Origin of the sequence: Cellulomonas sp. IC4_254 (assembly GCF_011603975.1) — a bacterium.
Taxonomy (GTDB): domain Bacteria; phylum Actinomycetota; class Actinomycetes; order Actinomycetales; family Cellulomonadaceae; genus Cellulomonas.
Map to the genome: position 1 here is coordinate 1 of NZ_JAANNB010000007.1, position 16,088 is coordinate 16,088.

Genomic DNA, 16,088 nt, shown 5'->3' on the forward strand with positions numbered 1-16,088 from the left:
CGCCCCCGTGCCCTGCTCGCGGCCGTCGCCGCGCCCGTCGTCGCGGGCGCCCTGCTCACGGCGTGCGCCGCCGACTGGTCGACGCCGCACGACGGCCCCGTCGCCGTGGGCGCGCTGTCGGCGGGCTTCCTCGAGCCGGGCGAGACGCCCACGCCGGAGGCGACGATCGTCCCGGAGGCGGGCTCGTGGGAGGGCATCGGCCCGCGCGAGGGGTACCGCGTCGTGCTGCTGACCCGCGGGGACGACGACCCGACGCGGACGCTGGTCACGGCGGTCCGCGAGTGGGCCGACGCGGAGGGCGTGGACCTGCGGGTCGTCGAGCCCGCGACGCCGGACGACCTGGTGCCGAGCATCGCCGAGGCGGTGGAGATGGGGCCGGACCTGGTGATCAGCGCGGGGGAGGACCTGGTCGACCCGCTCGCGGTCGTCAGCGCCAACCACCTGGACCAGGAGTTCCTGGTGGTCGGCGCCGAGATCGCCGAGCCGACCGGGAACGTCACCGCCGTGGACTGGACCGGGGCGTCGTTCCGCGGCGAGGGCCTGGGGTCGGCGTCCGACTACGACCCCGCGTCCTTCACGCCGGAGCGGGCCGCGGCGGCCGTGCGCGCCGGCGTCGGGTCGGTGCTCGGCGGCGTGACCGGCGTGGTGGTCTGGGTCGACTGAGGCCGGTCAGACCAGGCCGACGCGCGCGAACCCCTCGACGAGCCCCTCGACCTGCGGACCGGCCACGACGAGGTCGGCGACGGCCAGCACCCGCGGGTCGGCGCCCTCGATCGCGACGCCGGTGCCGGCGTGCTCGAGCATCTCCAGGTCGTTCAGCCCGTCCCCGAACGCGATGACGTCCTCGCGCGGCACGCCCAGGTGCGCGGTGACGGCCTCGATGCCGAGGGCCTTGTGCACCCCGACCAGGTAGATCTCGCCGGCGGACTCGCCCATCGCGGCGATGGAGCTGGGCAGGATGCCCAGGCGGTCGCCGAGCTCCGCGCCGAGCTCGGGCCACGGGATCGCGGCGCCGAAGTAGGTGATCTTGGCGAACGAGCAGGCGGTCAGGTCGTCCGGGGTCCGCAGCGCGCGGAGGATCTCCAGCGGGCTGGCCGCGCCGTCGGCGCCGCCGTCCGCGCGGCCGAAGTGCCCGCCGAGCAGCTCGTCGAGCCGGCGGTCGACGCCCGGCCGGCCGTACAGCGCGTCCGGCGCCTCCAGGAGGTAGGCGGCGTCGTGCCGGTCCAGCACCTCGACGGCCCGCGCGGCGAGGTCGGCCGGGAACCGCTGGTCGCGGAGCACGACCCCGTCGACCTCGACGTAGCCGCCCGCCGAGGCGACGACCCCGTCGAACCCCGCGGCCCGGACCGCCTCCGGGAGCATCGACAGGGGCCGGCCGGTGCACAGCAGCACCCGGTGCCCGCGGGCCCGCGCCTCCCGCACGACCCGCTCGTGACCGGGCGGGACCTGCCCGTGGTGCGCGTACGTCCCGTCGACGTCGAGGAACACGATCCGGGGGGACGAGGGCGCAGGGGTCACGCCCGCCATCCTCTCGCACCGCCGTGGCCTATGCGGGTCAGGCAGAAACCTACAGGGTGTAGGTTGGGCGCATGACCCGCGCCGGACTGACCCCCGCCGTCGTCGTGGCCGACGCCGCGGCGCTCGCCGACGAGGCCGGCTTCGACGCGCTCACGCTGTCCGCCGTCGCGCGCCGGCTCGGCGTGCAGACCGCCAGCCTGTACGCGCACGTCCGGGACCGCGCCGCCCTGCTCGACGGCGTCACCGCGCTCGCGATGGGTGAGGTCGCGGCCCGCATCGCGACCGGGATCGCCGGTCGCTCCGGCCGGGACGCCCTGCGCGGGTACGCCGACGCGTTCCGGGACTACGCCCGGGAGCACCCCGGCCGGTGGGCGGCGATGCAGCGCCGGGCCGGGCCGGCCGCCGTCGCCGCGCCGTCCGCGGTGGACGTCGTCGCGCTGACCGACGCCCTGCTCCGCGGCTACGCGCTGCCCGCCGACCAGCGGGTGCACGTCGTCCGGCTGCTCGGCAGCACCATCAACGGCTTCGTCCAGCTCGAGCGCATCGGGAGCTTCGACCACAGCGCCCCCGCTCCCGCCGCGTCGTGGGACCGGGCCGTCGACGCGCTCGACACCCTGCTCCGGGCGTGGCCCGCCCCCGACCCCGAGGAGTCCTCCGCATGATCGACGTCTCCCTGGCCGACCTCGCCGCCCTCGTGCGCGGCGCCGCCGAGACCGAGCGCACCCCGCGCGGGCTGCGGCCGCACCGGCTGCCCGCGTGGGTGGGCCGGCAGCTCGGCGACCCGCAGCTCGCCGCGATGGAGGCGCAGCCGTCCGGCGTCCGGCTCGCGTTCACGACCGAGGCCACCGCCGTCGAGGTGGTCGTGCACCCCACCCGGCTCGCCTACCGGCAGGTCGGGCGCCCGCGCGGCGCGGTGGACCTGGTGGTCGACGGCGTGCTGCTCGGCAGCGAGCCGCTGACCGGCGGCGACGCGATCGAGACCGACCTCGCGACCGGCACCTCCGCGCTGCTGCCCGGCGACGCGCAGACCGTCGCGTTCGCCGGCCTGCCCGCCGGCGAGAAGGTCGTCGAGGTCTGGCTCCCGCACAACGAGTCCGTCGACGTCGTGGCCCTGCGCGCCGACGCCCCGGCGCGGCCCGCCCCCGACGACCGGCCCGTGTGGCTGCACCACGGCTCGTCGATCAGCCAGGGCTCCAACGCCGCGACCCCGGCCGGGACCTGGCCCGCCGTCGCCGCGCGGCTCGGCGGCGTCGACCTGCGCAACCTCGGCCTCGGCGGCAGCGCGCTCGTCGACCCGGCGACCGCCCGCGTGATCCGGGACGCCCCGGCCGACCTGATCAGCGTGGCGCTCGGCATCAACGTCGTCAACCTGGACGGCATGCGGCGGCGGACCTTCGAGGCCGCGGTGCACGGGTTCCTCGACACCATCCGCGACGGCCACCCGGACACCCCGCTCGTGCTGGTCACGCCGATCTTCTGCGGCATCCACGAGGACACCCCCGGACCCGGGGCGTTCGACGTGGCGGCGCTCGCGGCGGGCCAGGCGCGGTTCGTGGCCACGGGCGGCGACGACCTGTCGAACGGCCGGCTCACCCTGCGGGTGGTCCGGGACGCGCTCGCGACGGTCGCGGGGCGCCGGGCGGACGACCCGCACCTGCACCTGCTCGACGGCCTCGCCCTGTACGGGGCGGCCGACGCGGAGGAGCACCCGCTGCCGGACGCGCTGCACCCGGACGCGGCGACGCACCGGCTGATCGGCGAGCGGTTCGCGGCGCGCGCGTTCGCGGCGGACGGGCCGTTCGCCGATCCGCGCACCGAACCGGCCACGCGCGCACCGCGCGGTCGGTAGCGTCGGGGCCGGGCCCGCGGGTCTCAGACCCGGAACGCCGCGATCTGGGTCGCCATGTCCCGCGACGCGTCGGCGACCTGCGCCATGTCGCCGTCGACCCGCGCCAGCGTGCCCGCGCTGAGGTCCGCCGCCGCGGCGACCGACCCCAGGCCCGCGGCGATCTCGCCGGCCCCGGTCGCCGCCTCCGCGACGCCGCGGGACATCTCCGCGGTCGTCGCCGTCTGCTCCTCGACCGCGGAGGCGATCGTCAGCTGGAAGTCGTTGATCCGGGCGATGATCCGCGAGATGCCGTCGATCGCGCCGACCGCGCCGGTGGTGTCGCCCTGGATCGCCTCGACCCGGCGGGCGATGTCCTCCGTGGCGCGGGCCGTCTCGGTCGCGAGCTCCTTGACCTCGCCGGCGACGACCGCGAAGCCCTTGCCCGCCTCGCCGGCGCGCGCGGCCTCGATGGTCGCGTTCAGCGCGAGCAGGTTCGTCTGCTCGGCAATGCTCGTGATGACCTTGACGACGTTCCCGATCTCCTGGGACGAGGCGCCGAGCCGGGCGACGGTCTCGTTCGTCGCGGCCACCTCGGACATCGCCTGCGCGGCGACCTTCGCCGCCTCCGTCGCGTTCTGCGCGATCTCCCGGATGCTCGCGCCCATCTGCTCCGCGCCCGCCGCGACCGTCTGCACGTTCCGGGACACCTGCTCCGCGGACGCCGAGACCGCGCCCACCTGCGCGCTCGTCTCACGCGCCGCGGCGGCGCCCTCGGCCGCGGCCCCGCGCAGCGCCCCGACGGTCGCGTCAGAGCCCTGCGCGGTGCGCGCCACCTGTCCGACCAGCGTGGACACCGCGTCCACGGCGTCGTCCAGCGCCTTGCCCGCGCGGGAGATCTCGCCACCCGCGTCCAGGCCGGTGCGGCGGGTCAGGTCGCCCTGCGCCAGCGCCGCCGCGACCTCGGAGATGCGGCCGGCGGGCCCGGCGATGTCGCGGGTGACCTTGCGTCCGGCGTACGCCGCGAACGCCGCGGACAGCACGCCGAGCCCGACGAGCACCGCGCGCCCCTGCTCCTGCTCCGACTGCTGCCGGGCCTGCAGGTCCTGCACGCGGTCCTCCGCCGAGCCCTGGATCTGGTCCGCCAGCGTCAGCACCTCGTCGTACGAGGCGCCGGCGGCGCCCTCGTTGATCGAGGTCAGGGCCGCCGCGTAGTCCTCCGGGGCGCCGGTCGCGAGCAGCGCCACCACCTCGTCGTCGCCCGCGAAGAACGAGTCCCACGCCCCCGCGAGCCCGTCGAAGGCCTGCTGCTCCTCGGCCGTCGCCCCGGTGGTGTCGAGGTCCGCGAGCCACGCCCGCACGTCCGCCTCGGTCGCGAGCAGGCTGCTGCGGTTGTACGCCGAGTCGGCCAGCGCCGCCTCCGGCCCGAGCGCCGCGGTGTCCGCCACGACCAGCCCCTGCCACCCGGTCGCGTCGGCGATCTGGAACCGCGCCTCCTCGGCCAGCCGGAGCACGCGGTCCGCGTCTGCGATCCGCTCGGCGTAGGTGCGCTGCACCTGCGCGGTGACGACGCCGAGCGCGATCGCGACGACGATCAGCGAGGTCAGCAGCCCGAAGACCGCCGTCATGCGCGCGCCGATGGACTGCCGGTTCCAGCTGCTGGTCACGGGACCGCCGTTCGGGTGAGGGGTGGTGGGACGCCGCCTCCTATCGGCAGGGGCCCGCCGTGCGGGAGCGGTCGGCCCGGGTGAACCCGCGCGGCGGCCGACGACGTAGCGTGGGGAGCCGTGCCCTCAGAACGCGGATTCGGTCCCCGGTTCGTCACGCCGGTGCTGATCGGCCCCGTGCTGAACCCGATCAACACCACGATGATCTCCGTCGCGCTGGTGCCGATCTCCCGGGACCTGGGCATCCCGACGTCGCGCGCGATCTGGCTGGTCGCGGGCCTGTACCTGGCCAGCGCGGTCGCCCAGCCGGTGATGGGCCGGTTCGCCGACCTGCTCGGTCCCCGCCGCGTCTACACCGCCGGCCTGGTCGGCGTTCTCGTCGCCGGCGTGCTGCCCCTGCTGTGGCCCGGGTTCGGCGGCGTGCTCGCCGCGCGGGTGCTCATCGGGCTCGGCACGTCCACGGCGTACCCGTCGGCGATGACGCTGATCAGCGACCAGTCCCGCCGGACCGGCCGGCCCACGCCGCCCGCCCTGCTGTCGGGGCTGTCGATCGCCAGCCTCACGACGTCCGCGGTGGGGCCGGTGCTCGGCGGCGTGCTGGTCGCGGCGTTCGACTGGCAGGCGATCTTCCTGGTGAACGTGCCGCTCGCCCTCGCCGCGCTGGCGATGACCGCCGCCTGGGTTCCGCGCGACGACGAGCGCCCGCCCCGGGCCGCCCCCGGGCCGCGGGCGGGGGTCGACGTGGTGGGCATCGTGCTCTTCGCCACCGGTCTCGCGGCGCTGCTGGTGTTCCTGCTCGAGCTCGCGCGCCCGCTGTGGTGGCTGCTCGCGGTCGCGGCCGTGCTGCTGGTGGCGTTCGTGCGGTGGGAACGGGGGCGGCCGGCGCCGTTCGTCGACGTGCGGATGCTCAGGCGCAACGGCGCCCTCACCCGGACCTACGCGCGGATGTTCCTCGTCTACCTCTCGGCGTACTCCGTGGTCTACGGGTACTCGCAGTGGCTGCAGGGCGCCGCGGGCTACGACCCCGACGCGGCCGGGCTGCTCCAGCTGCCGACCGCCGTGCTCGCCGGGCTGGCGTCCGTCGCCGTCGCGCGGAACACCCGGCTTCGGCCGCCGCTGGTCGTCGCGGGCGCGCTCGCCGTGACCGGCGGGACGCTGCTGCTCGGGCTGACCTCGGCGTCGCCGGTGTGGCTGCTGCTGGTCGTCGCCGCGGTCTTCGGGGTGCCGCAGGGGCTCGCGTCGGTGACGAACCAGGCCGCGCTGTACCGGCAGGCGCCGCCCGACCAGATCGGCACCGCGTCGGGGCTGTCCCGGACCTCGGTGTACCTGGCGGCCATCGCCTCGTCCGCCGTGATCGGGCTGGTGTTCGGGGACCGGCCGACCGACGCGGGGCTGCACGCGATCGGGTGGCTGGTGCTCGCCGCGGGCGCCGGGGCGACGGTGCTGGCCGCGGTGGACCGGGCCCTGGCGCCGCGGCGGGGGTGACCCGCGCCCCGGGGCGGGGCGGCGGTCCACCTCGCAGGCTGTGGACGAAGAGCCGGTCATCGCACTGAGTAGGTGGGCGGGGTCCCTAGGCTTAGCCGGGTCCTTCCGGACAGCGAACGACCGGCAGAGCCGCGAGGGTGACAGCCCTCGTGAAGCAGCTCGTGCCGGTCGTCGTGGAAGTGATTCGCCTCGTTCGTGAACTCGTGCGGTGAGTTCACATCACCGCGGCGGTGGCTCGTCGGCCGGGTGGTCGGCGAGTCGCCGTCGTGGTGACTCTCCGACGCTACCACCGGTGTCCGGAGCACTCAGGGCCGCGTGCGGCGTGAGTGGTGGCGGCGGTGCATCGGACCTCCCGGGTGCTGCGCGGCGGGACGGGACGGCTCCCGGCCATGGCGCCCCGGCGCCGTCGTGCCCCGCGCGCCGGGCGTACGCGCCCGCCGGGATCCCGCGGGGGTGCCGTGGAGGTCCCGGGGAGGACCGGCGGCGATGGCACGCACCCGGGACCTCGGGAGCACGGACGGCGCCCGGGCCCGTGCGACGCTGGGCCGGACACTTCGAGGGGGGCATACCCGGAGGAGTCATCCGACATGACGACCGCACCGTCGCCGTGGCGCACCCGCGCCCGCCGCTCGCCGTCCCGCGTCGCCCGCGTGCTGGGCGCCGTGCTCGCCGCCTGCCTGGTCGCCCTGCCGCTCGCGGCGTGCGGGGGTGACGCCGCGCCCGGGGACGGCGGCAACCAGGTCTGGTACGGCGGCGGCGACGAGGACGTGGTGCCGCCGGCGCTCGCGGACGTGACGGCGCCGGCCGCGGCCGACGAGCGCGGCGGCGTGCCGATCAGCGCGGCCGGCGTCGGGGTCGCGGGGGAGGGCGACGTCGTCGTCGACGTGTACGCGGACCCGTGGTGCCCGTGGTGCCAGCGGTTCGACGAGCAGTACTCCGACGCGCTGATGGACCTGGTCGCGCAGGGCGGCGTCACGGTGGTGCACCGGCCGCTCGCGTTCCTGGACGCCCGGTTCGGCGGCACCTACTCGACCCGTGCGGTGAACGCGCTCGCGGTCGTCGCGGACGCCTCGCCCGAGCACTACGTGGACGTGCTGCACGCGCTGATGGCCGCGCAGCCGCCGACGGACGACCCCGCCGGGCTCTCCGACGACGAGATCGCTCGGCTGGCCGTCGACGCCGGCGTGCACCCCGGTGTGGCGGAGCGGTTCACCGCGGTGTCCCCGACCCCGTACCGGGTGACCACGGGCAGCGGCGGCACCGAGGAGCGCACCGCGACCTCCCGGGCCTTCGCGCCGTGGGTCGCGGCCGCGACGAACCAGGCGGCCCTCGACCTCCCCGAGGTGCGGGTGCCGACGATCCTGGTCGACGGCGTCCCGGTGGACGACTGGAGCGAGCCCGGCAGCCTCACGGACCTCGTCGCCGCGGCCGTCGCGGCGCGCGGGTGACGGCGGCGCCCGCGCCCGACGGCCACCCCGTGCCGCCGTCGGTGCGCGCGGCCGCGGCGTGGTCCTGGCGGGTGCTGGCGATGACCGGCGCCGCCGCGGTCGGGCTGTGGCTCGTCGACTTCTTCCGGGTGGTGGTGGTCGCCGTGGCGGTCGGCCTGCTGCTCGCGGTGCTGCTGGTCCCGCCGGCGCGGCTGCTGGAGCGCCGCGCGCGGTTCCCGTCCTGGTTGGCGAGCCTGACGTGCGTGCTCGGGCTGGTGGCGGTGGTGGCCGGGCTGGCGGCGCTGGCGGGGCGGTCGATCGCGACGGGGCTCGGCGACCTCGCGGAGCAGGCGCTCGCGGGCGTCGACCAGGCGCTCGCGTGGCTCGCGGACGGACCTCTGGGCATGGAGGTCGACCGGGTCGACGCCCTGGTGGCCCAGGCGCTGGCGGCGCTCGGCGACAACGCCGGGACGCTGCTGACCGGCGCGTGGTCGGCGACGCTGACCCTGGGCCAGGTGCTGGCGGGCGGGGTGATGGCGGTGTTCTGCGCGTTCTTCTTCGTGCGGGACGCCCGGCCGATGTGGGCGTGGACGGTCGGCCTGCTGCCGCGCGCGGTCCGCCCGCGGGTGCACGAGGCCGGCCGCAGGGGCCTGGTCACCCTCGCGGCGTACACCCGCACCCAGATCCTGGTCGGCGCGGTCGACGCGCTGGGCATCGGCCTCGGGGCGGCGCTGCTCGGCGTCCCGCTGGCGGTGCCGATCGCGGTGCTGGTGTTCGTGGCCTCGTTCATCCCGTTCGTCGGCGCGGTCAGCACCGGCGCGATCGCGGTGCTGGTCGCCCTCGTGGCGCAGGGACCGGTCACCGCGCTGCTGATGCTGGCGGTCGTGCTGCTCGTGCAGCAGGTCGAGGGCAACGTGCTGCAGCCGTTCCTCATGGGGCACGCGGTGGCGCTGCACCCGGTCGCGGTGCTCCTGGTGGTCACCGCCGGGTCGATCTCGGCGGGCATCGTCGGCGCGCTGTTCGCGGTGCCGGTGGCCGCGACGCTGAACACGATGGTCCGGTACCTGCACGGGCACGACCGGTTCCCCGCGCTGGGGACGGAGCAGACCTAGCCGGCCGGGGTGCCCGGCCGGGAGTCGAGCCGGCGGTACAGCCACGCGGTCGTCGTGAACGCCACCGGGTACGCCAGGGCCAGCCCGACGAGGCACACCATCGACCCGGCCGACCCGAGCACCGCGACGACGAGTGCGAGCAGCACCGTCGTCCCCGGGTGCCGGCCCGCGAGCCGGGCGCTCTCCCGGATCGCCACTACCGGGCCGAACCGCCGGTCGAACGAGAGGGACACCGCGTACTGCCCGAGCAGCGCGACCGCGAGCCCGGGCAGGTACAGCAGGAGCGTGCCGACCGCGGTGAGGACGGCGAGCAGCACCGCGGTCGCGAGCGGCCGCCCGAGCCCGCGCGGCGTCCAGAACTCCCGCGCGCCGACCGGGCGCCCGTCCACCAGCGCGAGGCCGAACCGCGCACCGAGCACCTGCACCAGCAGGGTCACCACCTGGAGCCCGACGACCGCCGCGAGCAGCCCGGCGAGCGCCCCCGGCGGGACGCCCCAGCTCGGGCCGACCAGCACCGAGCCGTCCTGCGGGACGGCGGCCCGGGTCCGGACCTGGTCGACGGCTGCGGCCACCACCGGGACGGACACGGCCGCGGTGCCGGCCACGAGCAGCGCGACGGGCACCGCGAACAGGCCGACGGCGGTGGGGAGGCGCGCGCGGACGGCCCCCCAGCCGAACCGCAGGGCGTCGCCGACCCCGGGCTCGGGCGGGACGACTCGGACGGGTCCGGTCGGGGCGGTCGGCGCCGTCCGGACGCTACCGGCCCCGGCAGCCCCAGGCGACGAACCGCGGGTCAGCCGAGCAGGCCCACCACGTACCCGACGAACAGCAGCAGCGCGAACACGACCACCACGCCGATCAGGACGTACACCAGCCAGTTGGTGCGGCGGCTCGGCAGGTCGGGCTCCTGGAACGCCGCGCCGGACGTGCTGGACTCGCCGGGAGGGGTGTCGCCGGGCGCGACGCCGCCGCCGGGCTCGAGGCCGGGCGTGTTCTCCGGGTCCGGGTCGGGGATGCTCGTCATGCGGCCACGCTAGGCACGCCGGGCCGCGTCCGGCGACCGGGGGAGACGTCGGTGCTGGTCGCGGTGCCGCCCGCGCGGGCCGCGACCCCCGGGCCTAGCGTGGGTACCGCGCGGCCGTCGCGTGCCGAGGGGGTCATCATGTCGGACAGCGAGACCGGGGGCGTCACCGGTACCCCGGACAAGGACTACAACCTGATCTGGTTCGCCGAGGCGTGCCTGAGCAACGTGCTGCGGCTGGAGCAGTACGCGCAGGACGCCGACCGGGCCGGCGACGCGGAGCTCGCGGACTTCTTCCGGCGGGCGCAGCACGAGAGCCACAAGGGCGCCGAGCAGTCCAAGGCGATGCTCGCCCGCCGGCTGCAGGGCTGACGGGCGTCAGACGCTGAGGCCGCGGGTCCGGATGGCCTCCGCGATCTCCTGCACGAACCGGTCCATCCCGACCAGCACGTCGCGGTCCCACGGGTCGACGGCCTCCGAGTAGAGGTTGAGCGCGACCGTCGTCTCGGCGTCCACCTGCCCCGGCAGCGCCGCCGTGGACCGGAACCCGGCCTCGGTCGTCGCCGCGCGCCACTCCGGCCAGCGCTCCTCGGTGAGCACGTCCGGGACCAGCTCGCCGCGGAGCTGCTGGATCGCGACCACGCACGGGCCCTCGCCGGAGGTGACCTCCGCGCGGTCGCAGCGGGCGGCGCGCTCGCTGCTGCTCGCGACCTGGTCGAGCAGGTGGTGGCTCCGCAGGATGATGCTGCACTCGGTCGGCACCCCGACGCGCGCGGCGGCCTCCGCGGCGTACGCGTCCAGGTACGAGGACGTCGGGTCCACATCGGTCGACGCGGTCATCGGGGCTCCTCCGGCTGCTGGGGGAGACGCACTGTCTCACACCCCGCGGTGCCGCCGTGAATCCGCCGGTCACGCCCTCTCGATCGCGAACGCGGTGAGGAAGCCGAGCGCCGTGATGAGGCCGGTGAGCAGGTGCGCGCGCTCGAAGGCCTCCGGGATCATCGTGTCCGCGAGCATGGCCAGGATCGCCCCCGCGGCGACTGCCGTGATGGCCGCGACCGTCCCCGCCGACGCGTCCTGCAGCAGCAGCGAGCCGACCAGCGCCGCGAGGCCGCTCGCCACCGCGATCCCGGTCCACACCCCGAACACGTAGCCCGGTCCGCGCCCGGCGCGCTTCATCCCGGCCGCGCTGGACAGCCCCTCGGGGACGTTCGAGATGAACACCGCGGCCAGCACCCCGACGCCCACGCCCTGGCCGCCGAGCACCGACAGCCCCAGCACCACCGACTCCGGGATGCCGTCCAGCAGCGCCCCGACGGCGATCGCCGCGCCGCTGCCCGCGGTGTCCTGCTCCGACGGCTGCTGGTCGCCGGACCGCTTGCGGTGCCGGGCGCCGCGCCGGGCGAGCACGAGGTTCGCGGCGACGTACGCCACCGCGCCGCCGAGGAACCCGCCGACCGTCGGGACCAGCCCGCCGGCGCGCTCGGCCTCGTCGACCAGCTCGAACGCCAGCGCCGAGATCAGCACGCCGGCGCCGAACGCCATGATGCTGGCGACGACCCGCTGCGGGACGCGGACGAACCACGCGACCAGGGCGCCGAGCACCAGCGCCGCGCCGCCGACCAGGCCCCACGCGCCGGCCTCCAGCCAGACGGGCACGGGTCAGCCCTCCCGGGCGGGACGGGCGGCGCGGACCGTGGGGCGGGGCTCGGCGAGGTGAAGCACGGCGGTCTCCCGTGGTCGGCGGTGCCCCGGGCGGCCGCAGGGCGCCGCCACGCTAGGCCCGCGCGGGGCGGTCGGCGACCGGAGCGCGGCGCCGCCGCCGGCGAGGGCCCCGGGCGCTCAGCCGCCCGTCGACTCCCGCACGATCACCCGCGGCGTCACGGTCTCCACGCCGCCCGGGTCGCGCCCCTCCAGCGACGCGAACAGCCGCTCCGCGGCCCGCCGCCCCATCATCTGGAAGTTCATGTCGATGCTGGTCAGCGCCGGCCGGCACCCGGCGATCATCGGCTCCCAGTTGTCGAACCCGATGACGGCGACGTCGTCCGGGACGCGCACCCCGCGGTCGTGCAGCGCGTCGAGCACGCCGCGCGCGATCTGGTCGCTGCCGCAGACGATCGCGTCGACGTCCTGCTCCAGCAGTGCGGCGACGGACGAGCGCCCCCACGCCTCGGACCATGAGCCGTACCGCACCGGGCCGACGCGCTCGAGCCCGTGCTCGGCCAGGGCGGCGTCGGCCCCGGCGGCGCGGTCGGTCGCGGCGGCGTAGGTGATGTCGCCGGACACGTGCGCGATCCGGCGGCGCCCCGTGGCCAGCAGGTGCTCGACGGCGATCCGGCCCGCGGTGACGTTGTCGGGGACGACCGACGCGTCGGCCGGGTCGGTGGACGGCGCGTAGGTGTAGACGACCGGAACGGGCAGGTCCCGGCCGAGCGGCGGGCGGGCGTCGGTCTGCGACCCCACGACGATGAGCCCGTCCACGCGGCGGCCGAGCAGGGTGGACAGGTGGTGCTGCTCCCGGATCGCGTCGCCGCGGGAGTCGCAGAGCAGCACGCTGGACCGGCCGGCGCCGAACGCGTCCTCGGCGCCCATGAGGATCGGCAGCGAGAACCGGCCCTCCAGGTCGTGGGTCAGCAGGCCGACGGTGCCGGTGTGGCCCTCGAGCATCGCGCGGGCGAGGGCGTTCGGCGTGAACGACAGTCGCTCGGCCACGTCGAGCACGCGGCGCCGGGTGTCCGGGCTGACCTCGGCCTTGCCGTTGATCGCCTTGGACGCGGTGGCGACCGAGACGCCGGCGAGCTGCGCGACGTCGCGCAGCGTGACCTGGCGCCGGCCGGGTGCGTCGGTGCTCATGGGTCCCCCTGTCCTGGTGCTCGGTGCAGCGTACGCCGAAACCGTCGCACGCCGGCACCCCGTTGACGCCCGCGGAACCGCAGTGCTAGCGTCCCGAAAAGCGTTTCGGTCACTTTCGTCCGAGACGACGCACCAGCGATGGCCCGGCACCGACGCCCGCCACCGACCGCACTCGACGAGGAGACCGGTCCGCATGAACGCACGACGCACCTCCCTGATCGCCCTGGCCGCCGCGGGCGCGCTCGGGCTGGCCGCCTGCTCGGGCGGCACCAGCGCCGGCGGCGGCGGTGGCTCGACCTCCGGGAGCGGGGGCGAGGGCGACGGGGTCGTCACCGTCTGGCACTACTTCTCCGACCCGAACCAGGTCGCGCTCATGGACGCGTACAAGGAGAAGTTCGAGTCCGAGAACGACGCCACGGTCGAGAACGTCTACGTCCCGTACGACCAGATGAACTCGAAGCTCGTCTCCGCGGCGGGCGCCGGCACCGGCCCGGACGTCGTGGTGTTCAACGGCGCCGACGCGGCCACCCTGGCCCTCGGCGGGGTGCTCGCCCCGCTCGACGAGCAGTGGGCCGACTTCGCCGACGCCGACCAGTTCCCCGACTCCGTGCTGCACAGCGTCGACGACCAGCTGTACGCCGTCCAGGGGTACGTGAACCTCCTGGGGCTCTGGTACAACCAGGACATCCTCGACGAGATCGGGGTCGAGCCGCCCACCACGATGGCCGAGCTCGAGGACGCGATGGCGGCCGCGAAGGACGCCGGGTACGGCGGCATCACGCTGTCCGGCCTCCCGCAGTCGCAGGGCGAGTGGCAGGCGTACCCCTGGATCACCGACGCCGGCTTCGACTACGAGAACCCCGACGCGGACGCGCTCGCGGCCGGGTTCGAGCGGGTGCGCGGCTGGGTCGACAACGGCTGGCTCACGCAGGAGGCGGTGACCTGGGACCAGACGGTCCCGTTCCAGCAGTTCGCCGCCGGGAAGACCGCGTTCGCGCAGAACGGCAACTGGCAGATCGGGACCGCCGAGTCCGACGCGGACTTCGCGTACGGCGTCGTGCCGCTGCCGCTCGGCGACACCGGCGGGGTGTACCTCGGCGGCGAGGGCGAGGGCATCGGCGCGCACGCCGACGACCCGGAGCTGGCGTGGGAGTACCTGCAGAGCACGTACCTGGACGCGAAGGGTCAGGAGCTCGCCCCCGACCTGGTCGGCTCGATCCCGTCCCGCGCGGACACCGCCCAGGCCGACGTGGTCACGAGCAACGACCTGCTCGACCCGTTCGCCCGCACCATCGCGGACTTCGGCGCCAGCTACCCGGCGACCTCGATCCCGCCGGCCGCGGTGGCGGACGTCCAGCTCACCGTCGGCCAGGCGTGGTCCGCGGTCATCGGCGGCCAGCAGACCCCGCAGGCCGCGGCCGACCAGGCCGTCGCCGCCCTGAAGAGCCAGATCGGCTGACGAGGTCACCGTGTCCGCCGCCGCCACCACCGCACCCGCGCGGCAGCCGGATCGTGTTCCTGCTGCCCGCCGCCCTGTTCCTCGGCCTGTTCAGCCTGTACCCGCTCGTCCAGCTCGTGCGGATGGCGGTCAGCCAGGTCACGGCCGCCACGCTCAACGCCGACTGGGTGTTCACCGGCCTCGACAACGTGCGCCGCGGCTTCGAGACCGGGCAGACCGGTCCCGCGATCAGCCGGACGCTCGTGTTCGTCGTCGTGGTCACCGTGCTCGGCATGCTGGTCGGGTTCGGCGCGGCGATCGCGCTGCGCACCACGGGCCGCTGGTCGGCCTGGCTGCTCGCCCTCATGGTGTTCGTCTGGGCGCTGCCGCCGGTGGTGAACGGGTCGGTGTGGAAGTTCCTGCTGAACGACGCCGGCCTGCTCAACACCGTGCTGCTGAGCACCGGCCTGCGGGAGACCCCGGTGCCGTTCCTCTACGACCAGCACTGGGCGCTGTTCTCGGTGGCGTTCGTCAACGCGTTCGCGGTGATCCCGTTCAACACCCTCGTGTTCCGGGCCGCGCTCATGACCATCGACCCCGAGGTGTTCGAGGCGGCGCAGCTCGACGGCGCCAGCAAGTGGCAGCAGATCCGGCACATCATGGTGCCGTCGGTCCGCCCGACCACGCTGGTGCTGCTCATCCTGACCCTGGTCTACGGGTTCCGGTCCTTCGACTTCATCTACGTGATGACGTACGGCGGCCCGGGCACCGCGACCAACACCCTGCCGTTCCTGGGCTACCTGCAGGCCTTCGTCCGCTACGACTACGGGCTCGGCGCGGCCACCTCGGCGCTCGCGGTGGTCGGCGTGCTGGTCCTGGCCGTGGTCTACGCCCGGAGCATCAAGCGCGAGGAGGCGGACGGATGACCGTCAAGGCCGGCCCCCTGGCGGTCGCCGCCAAGGTCCTGCTGACGCTGATGTACGGCGTCCCGATCCTGTGGATCCTGCTCACGTCGGTGAAGTCGTCGGACGACGTCTTCGACCCGAGCCGCACGTTCCTGTTCCGCCCGGTCACGACGGCCTACGTCGAGGCGCTGAGCGGCGACCTGGCCCGCGCGCTGCTGCAGTCCGTCACCATCGCCACCTGCACGACCGCGCTCGTGCTGCTCATCGCGATCCCGGCGGCGTACGGGCTTGCCCGGACCCGGGGCCTGCTGCCGACGGCGGCCCTCGGCCTGCTGATCGTGCTGCAGATGATGCCGCAGACCGCGACCGTCATCCCGCTGTTCCAGGCGTTCAGCGGCTGGCGGCTGCTCGACACGACGGCCGCGGTGGTGCTGGCCGACGCCGCCCTGCTCACGCCGTTCGCCACGCTGCTGCTGCGGCCGTTCTTCCGGGCCGTGCCGCCGCAGATCGAGGAGGCCTCGTCCATCGACGGCGCCGGGATGCTCCGCACCTTCTGGTCGGTCGTGCTGCCCGTCGCCCGCAACGGCGTCGCCACCGTCGGCACGCTGACGTTCCTGCTGGCGTGGGGCGAGTTCCTCTACGCCGTGAACTTCTACCTGACGCCCGGGCAGTACCCGCTGTCCGCGCTGCTCGCCCAGCAGGTGAGCGCCTTCGGCATCAACTGGCCCGGCCTCATGGCGCTGGCCGTGCTCACGTCCATCCCGATCCTCGTCGTGTTCAGCAGCACGTACCGGCTGCTGCGCGACGGCCTGACCGTCGGCGCGGTGAAGTGACCGC

Annotated in this window: 17 protein-coding genes; 10 read left to right on the top strand and 7 right to left on the bottom strand. The window is 75.6% G+C overall.

The features are described from left to right. A partial coding sequence (locus tag G6556_RS01525) for a hypothetical protein (RefSeq protein WP_346774657.1) occupies window positions 1–663 on the top strand: 663 nt, incomplete at its 5' end. 6 nt (window positions 664–669) lie between these two features. On the opposite strand, the gene G6556_RS01530 is transcribed toward G6556_RS01525, so the two are convergent. After that, window positions 670–1,518, bottom strand: a complete 849-nt coding sequence (locus G6556_RS01530; protein WP_346774658.1) for an HAD family hydrolase — start codon at window positions 1,516–1,518, stop codon at window positions 670–672. Between the two features lie 71 nt (window positions 1,519–1,589). On the opposite strand from G6556_RS01530, the gene G6556_RS01535 reads away from it, so the two are divergent. Both G6556_RS01535 and G6556_RS01540 read left to right on the top strand, forming a co-directional pair. Beyond that, on the top strand, window positions 1,590–2,180 hold the full coding sequence (locus G6556_RS01535) for a TetR/AcrR family transcriptional regulator (RefSeq protein ID WP_166937968.1): 591 nt from the start codon (window positions 1,590–1,592) through the stop codon (window positions 2,178–2,180). Continuing rightward, complete coding sequence (locus G6556_RS01540; RefSeq protein WP_166937969.1) at window positions 2,177–3,367, top strand: GDSL-type esterase/lipase family protein; 1,191 nt, start codon at window positions 2,177–2,179, stop codon at window positions 3,365–3,367. Before G6556_RS01535 ends, G6556_RS01540 begins: the two co-directional genes overlap by 4 nt. A 23-nt stretch (window positions 3,368–3,390) precedes the next feature. Here G6556_RS01540 and G6556_RS01545 read toward each other — a convergent pair whose 3' ends face one another. Then, window positions 3,391–5,010 (bottom strand): methyl-accepting chemotaxis protein, encoded by a 1,620-nt coding sequence (locus G6556_RS01545; protein ID WP_346774659.1) that lies wholly within the window; start codon window positions 5,008–5,010, stop codon window positions 3,391–3,393. Between the two features lie 120 nt (window positions 5,011–5,130). On the opposite strand from G6556_RS01545, the gene G6556_RS01550 reads away from it, so the two are divergent. From G6556_RS01550 to G6556_RS01560, 3 genes are all read left to right on the top strand, one after another. Continuing rightward, complete coding sequence (locus G6556_RS01550; protein ID WP_166937970.1) at window positions 5,131–6,495, top strand: MFS transporter; 1,365 nt, start codon at window positions 5,131–5,133, stop codon at window positions 6,493–6,495. Window positions 6,496–7,082: 587 nt separating this feature from the next. Beyond that, a complete protein-coding gene (locus G6556_RS01555) occupies window positions 7,083–7,943 on the top strand; it encodes a thioredoxin domain-containing protein (protein WP_166937971.1) in 861 nt (286 codons plus the stop codon). Then, the gene (locus G6556_RS01560; RefSeq protein ID WP_346774660.1) at window positions 7,940–9,034 is read left to right on the top strand and encodes an AI-2E family transporter; all 1,095 of its coding nucleotides are present in this window, start codon (window positions 7,940–7,942) and stop codon (window positions 9,032–9,034) included. The genes G6556_RS01555 and G6556_RS01560 overlap by 4 nt, the downstream gene beginning before the upstream one ends. On the opposite strand, the gene G6556_RS01565 is transcribed toward G6556_RS01560, so the two are convergent. Further along, complete coding sequence (locus G6556_RS01565) at window positions 9,031–9,657, bottom strand: hypothetical protein (RefSeq protein ID WP_166937973.1); 627 nt, start codon at window positions 9,655–9,657, stop codon at window positions 9,031–9,033. The genes G6556_RS01560 and G6556_RS01565 overlap by 4 nt on opposite strands. A 170-nt stretch (window positions 9,658–9,827) precedes the next feature. Next, complete coding sequence (locus G6556_RS01570; protein WP_147794662.1) at window positions 9,828–10,058, bottom strand: DUF6480 family protein; 231 nt, start codon at window positions 10,056–10,058, stop codon at window positions 9,828–9,830. Between the two features lie 138 nt (window positions 10,059–10,196). Between G6556_RS01570 and G6556_RS01575 the strand changes: the two genes are divergently transcribed. Further along, window positions 10,197–10,427 carry a hypothetical protein gene (locus tag G6556_RS01575; RefSeq protein ID WP_205692870.1) on the top strand — a complete coding sequence of 77 codons (231 nt, stop codon included), beginning with the start codon at window positions 10,197–10,199 and terminating at the stop codon, window positions 10,425–10,427. 6 nt (window positions 10,428–10,433) lie between these two features. On the opposite strand, the gene G6556_RS01580 is transcribed toward G6556_RS01575, so the two are convergent. The 3 genes from G6556_RS01580 to G6556_RS01590 all read right to left on the bottom strand — a co-directional run bounded on the left by G6556_RS01580 (window position 10,434) and on the right by G6556_RS01590 (window position 12,908). Next, on the bottom strand, window positions 10,434–10,895 hold the full coding sequence (locus tag G6556_RS01580) for a GAF domain-containing protein (RefSeq protein ID WP_166937975.1): 462 nt from the start codon (window positions 10,893–10,895) through the stop codon (window positions 10,434–10,436). Window positions 10,896–10,964: 69 nt separating this feature from the next. Then, the gene (locus tag G6556_RS01585; RefSeq protein WP_166937977.1) at window positions 10,965–11,714 is read right to left on the bottom strand and encodes a ZIP family zinc transporter; all 750 of its coding nucleotides are present in this window, start codon (window positions 11,712–11,714) and stop codon (window positions 10,965–10,967) included. Window positions 11,715–11,897: 183 nt separating this feature from the next. Beyond that, the gene (locus tag G6556_RS01590) at window positions 11,898–12,908 is read right to left on the bottom strand and encodes a LacI family DNA-binding transcriptional regulator (RefSeq protein WP_166937979.1); all 1,011 of its coding nucleotides are present in this window, start codon (window positions 12,906–12,908) and stop codon (window positions 11,898–11,900) included. 193 nt (window positions 12,909–13,101) lie between these two features. Between G6556_RS01590 and G6556_RS01595 the strand changes: the two genes are divergently transcribed. From G6556_RS01595 to G6556_RS01605, 3 genes are read left to right on the top strand one after another with little or no spacing between them, the layout of a single operon-like run. Next, window positions 13,102–14,367 carry an extracellular solute-binding protein gene (locus G6556_RS01595; protein WP_166937981.1) on the top strand — a complete coding sequence of 422 codons (1,266 nt, stop codon included), beginning with the start codon at window positions 13,102–13,104 and terminating at the stop codon, window positions 14,365–14,367. 53 nt (window positions 14,368–14,420) lie between these two features. After that, window positions 14,421–15,272 carry a sugar ABC transporter permease gene (locus G6556_RS01600; protein ID WP_166937983.1) on the top strand — a complete coding sequence of 284 codons (852 nt, stop codon included), beginning with the start codon at window positions 14,421–14,423 and terminating at the stop codon, window positions 15,270–15,272. Continuing rightward, on the top strand, window positions 15,269–16,084 hold the full coding sequence (locus G6556_RS01605; RefSeq protein WP_166937985.1) for a carbohydrate ABC transporter permease: 816 nt from the start codon (window positions 15,269–15,271) through the stop codon (window positions 16,082–16,084). Before G6556_RS01600 ends, G6556_RS01605 begins: the two co-directional genes overlap by 4 nt. The last annotated feature ends 4 nt before the right edge of the window (window positions 16,085–16,088 follow it).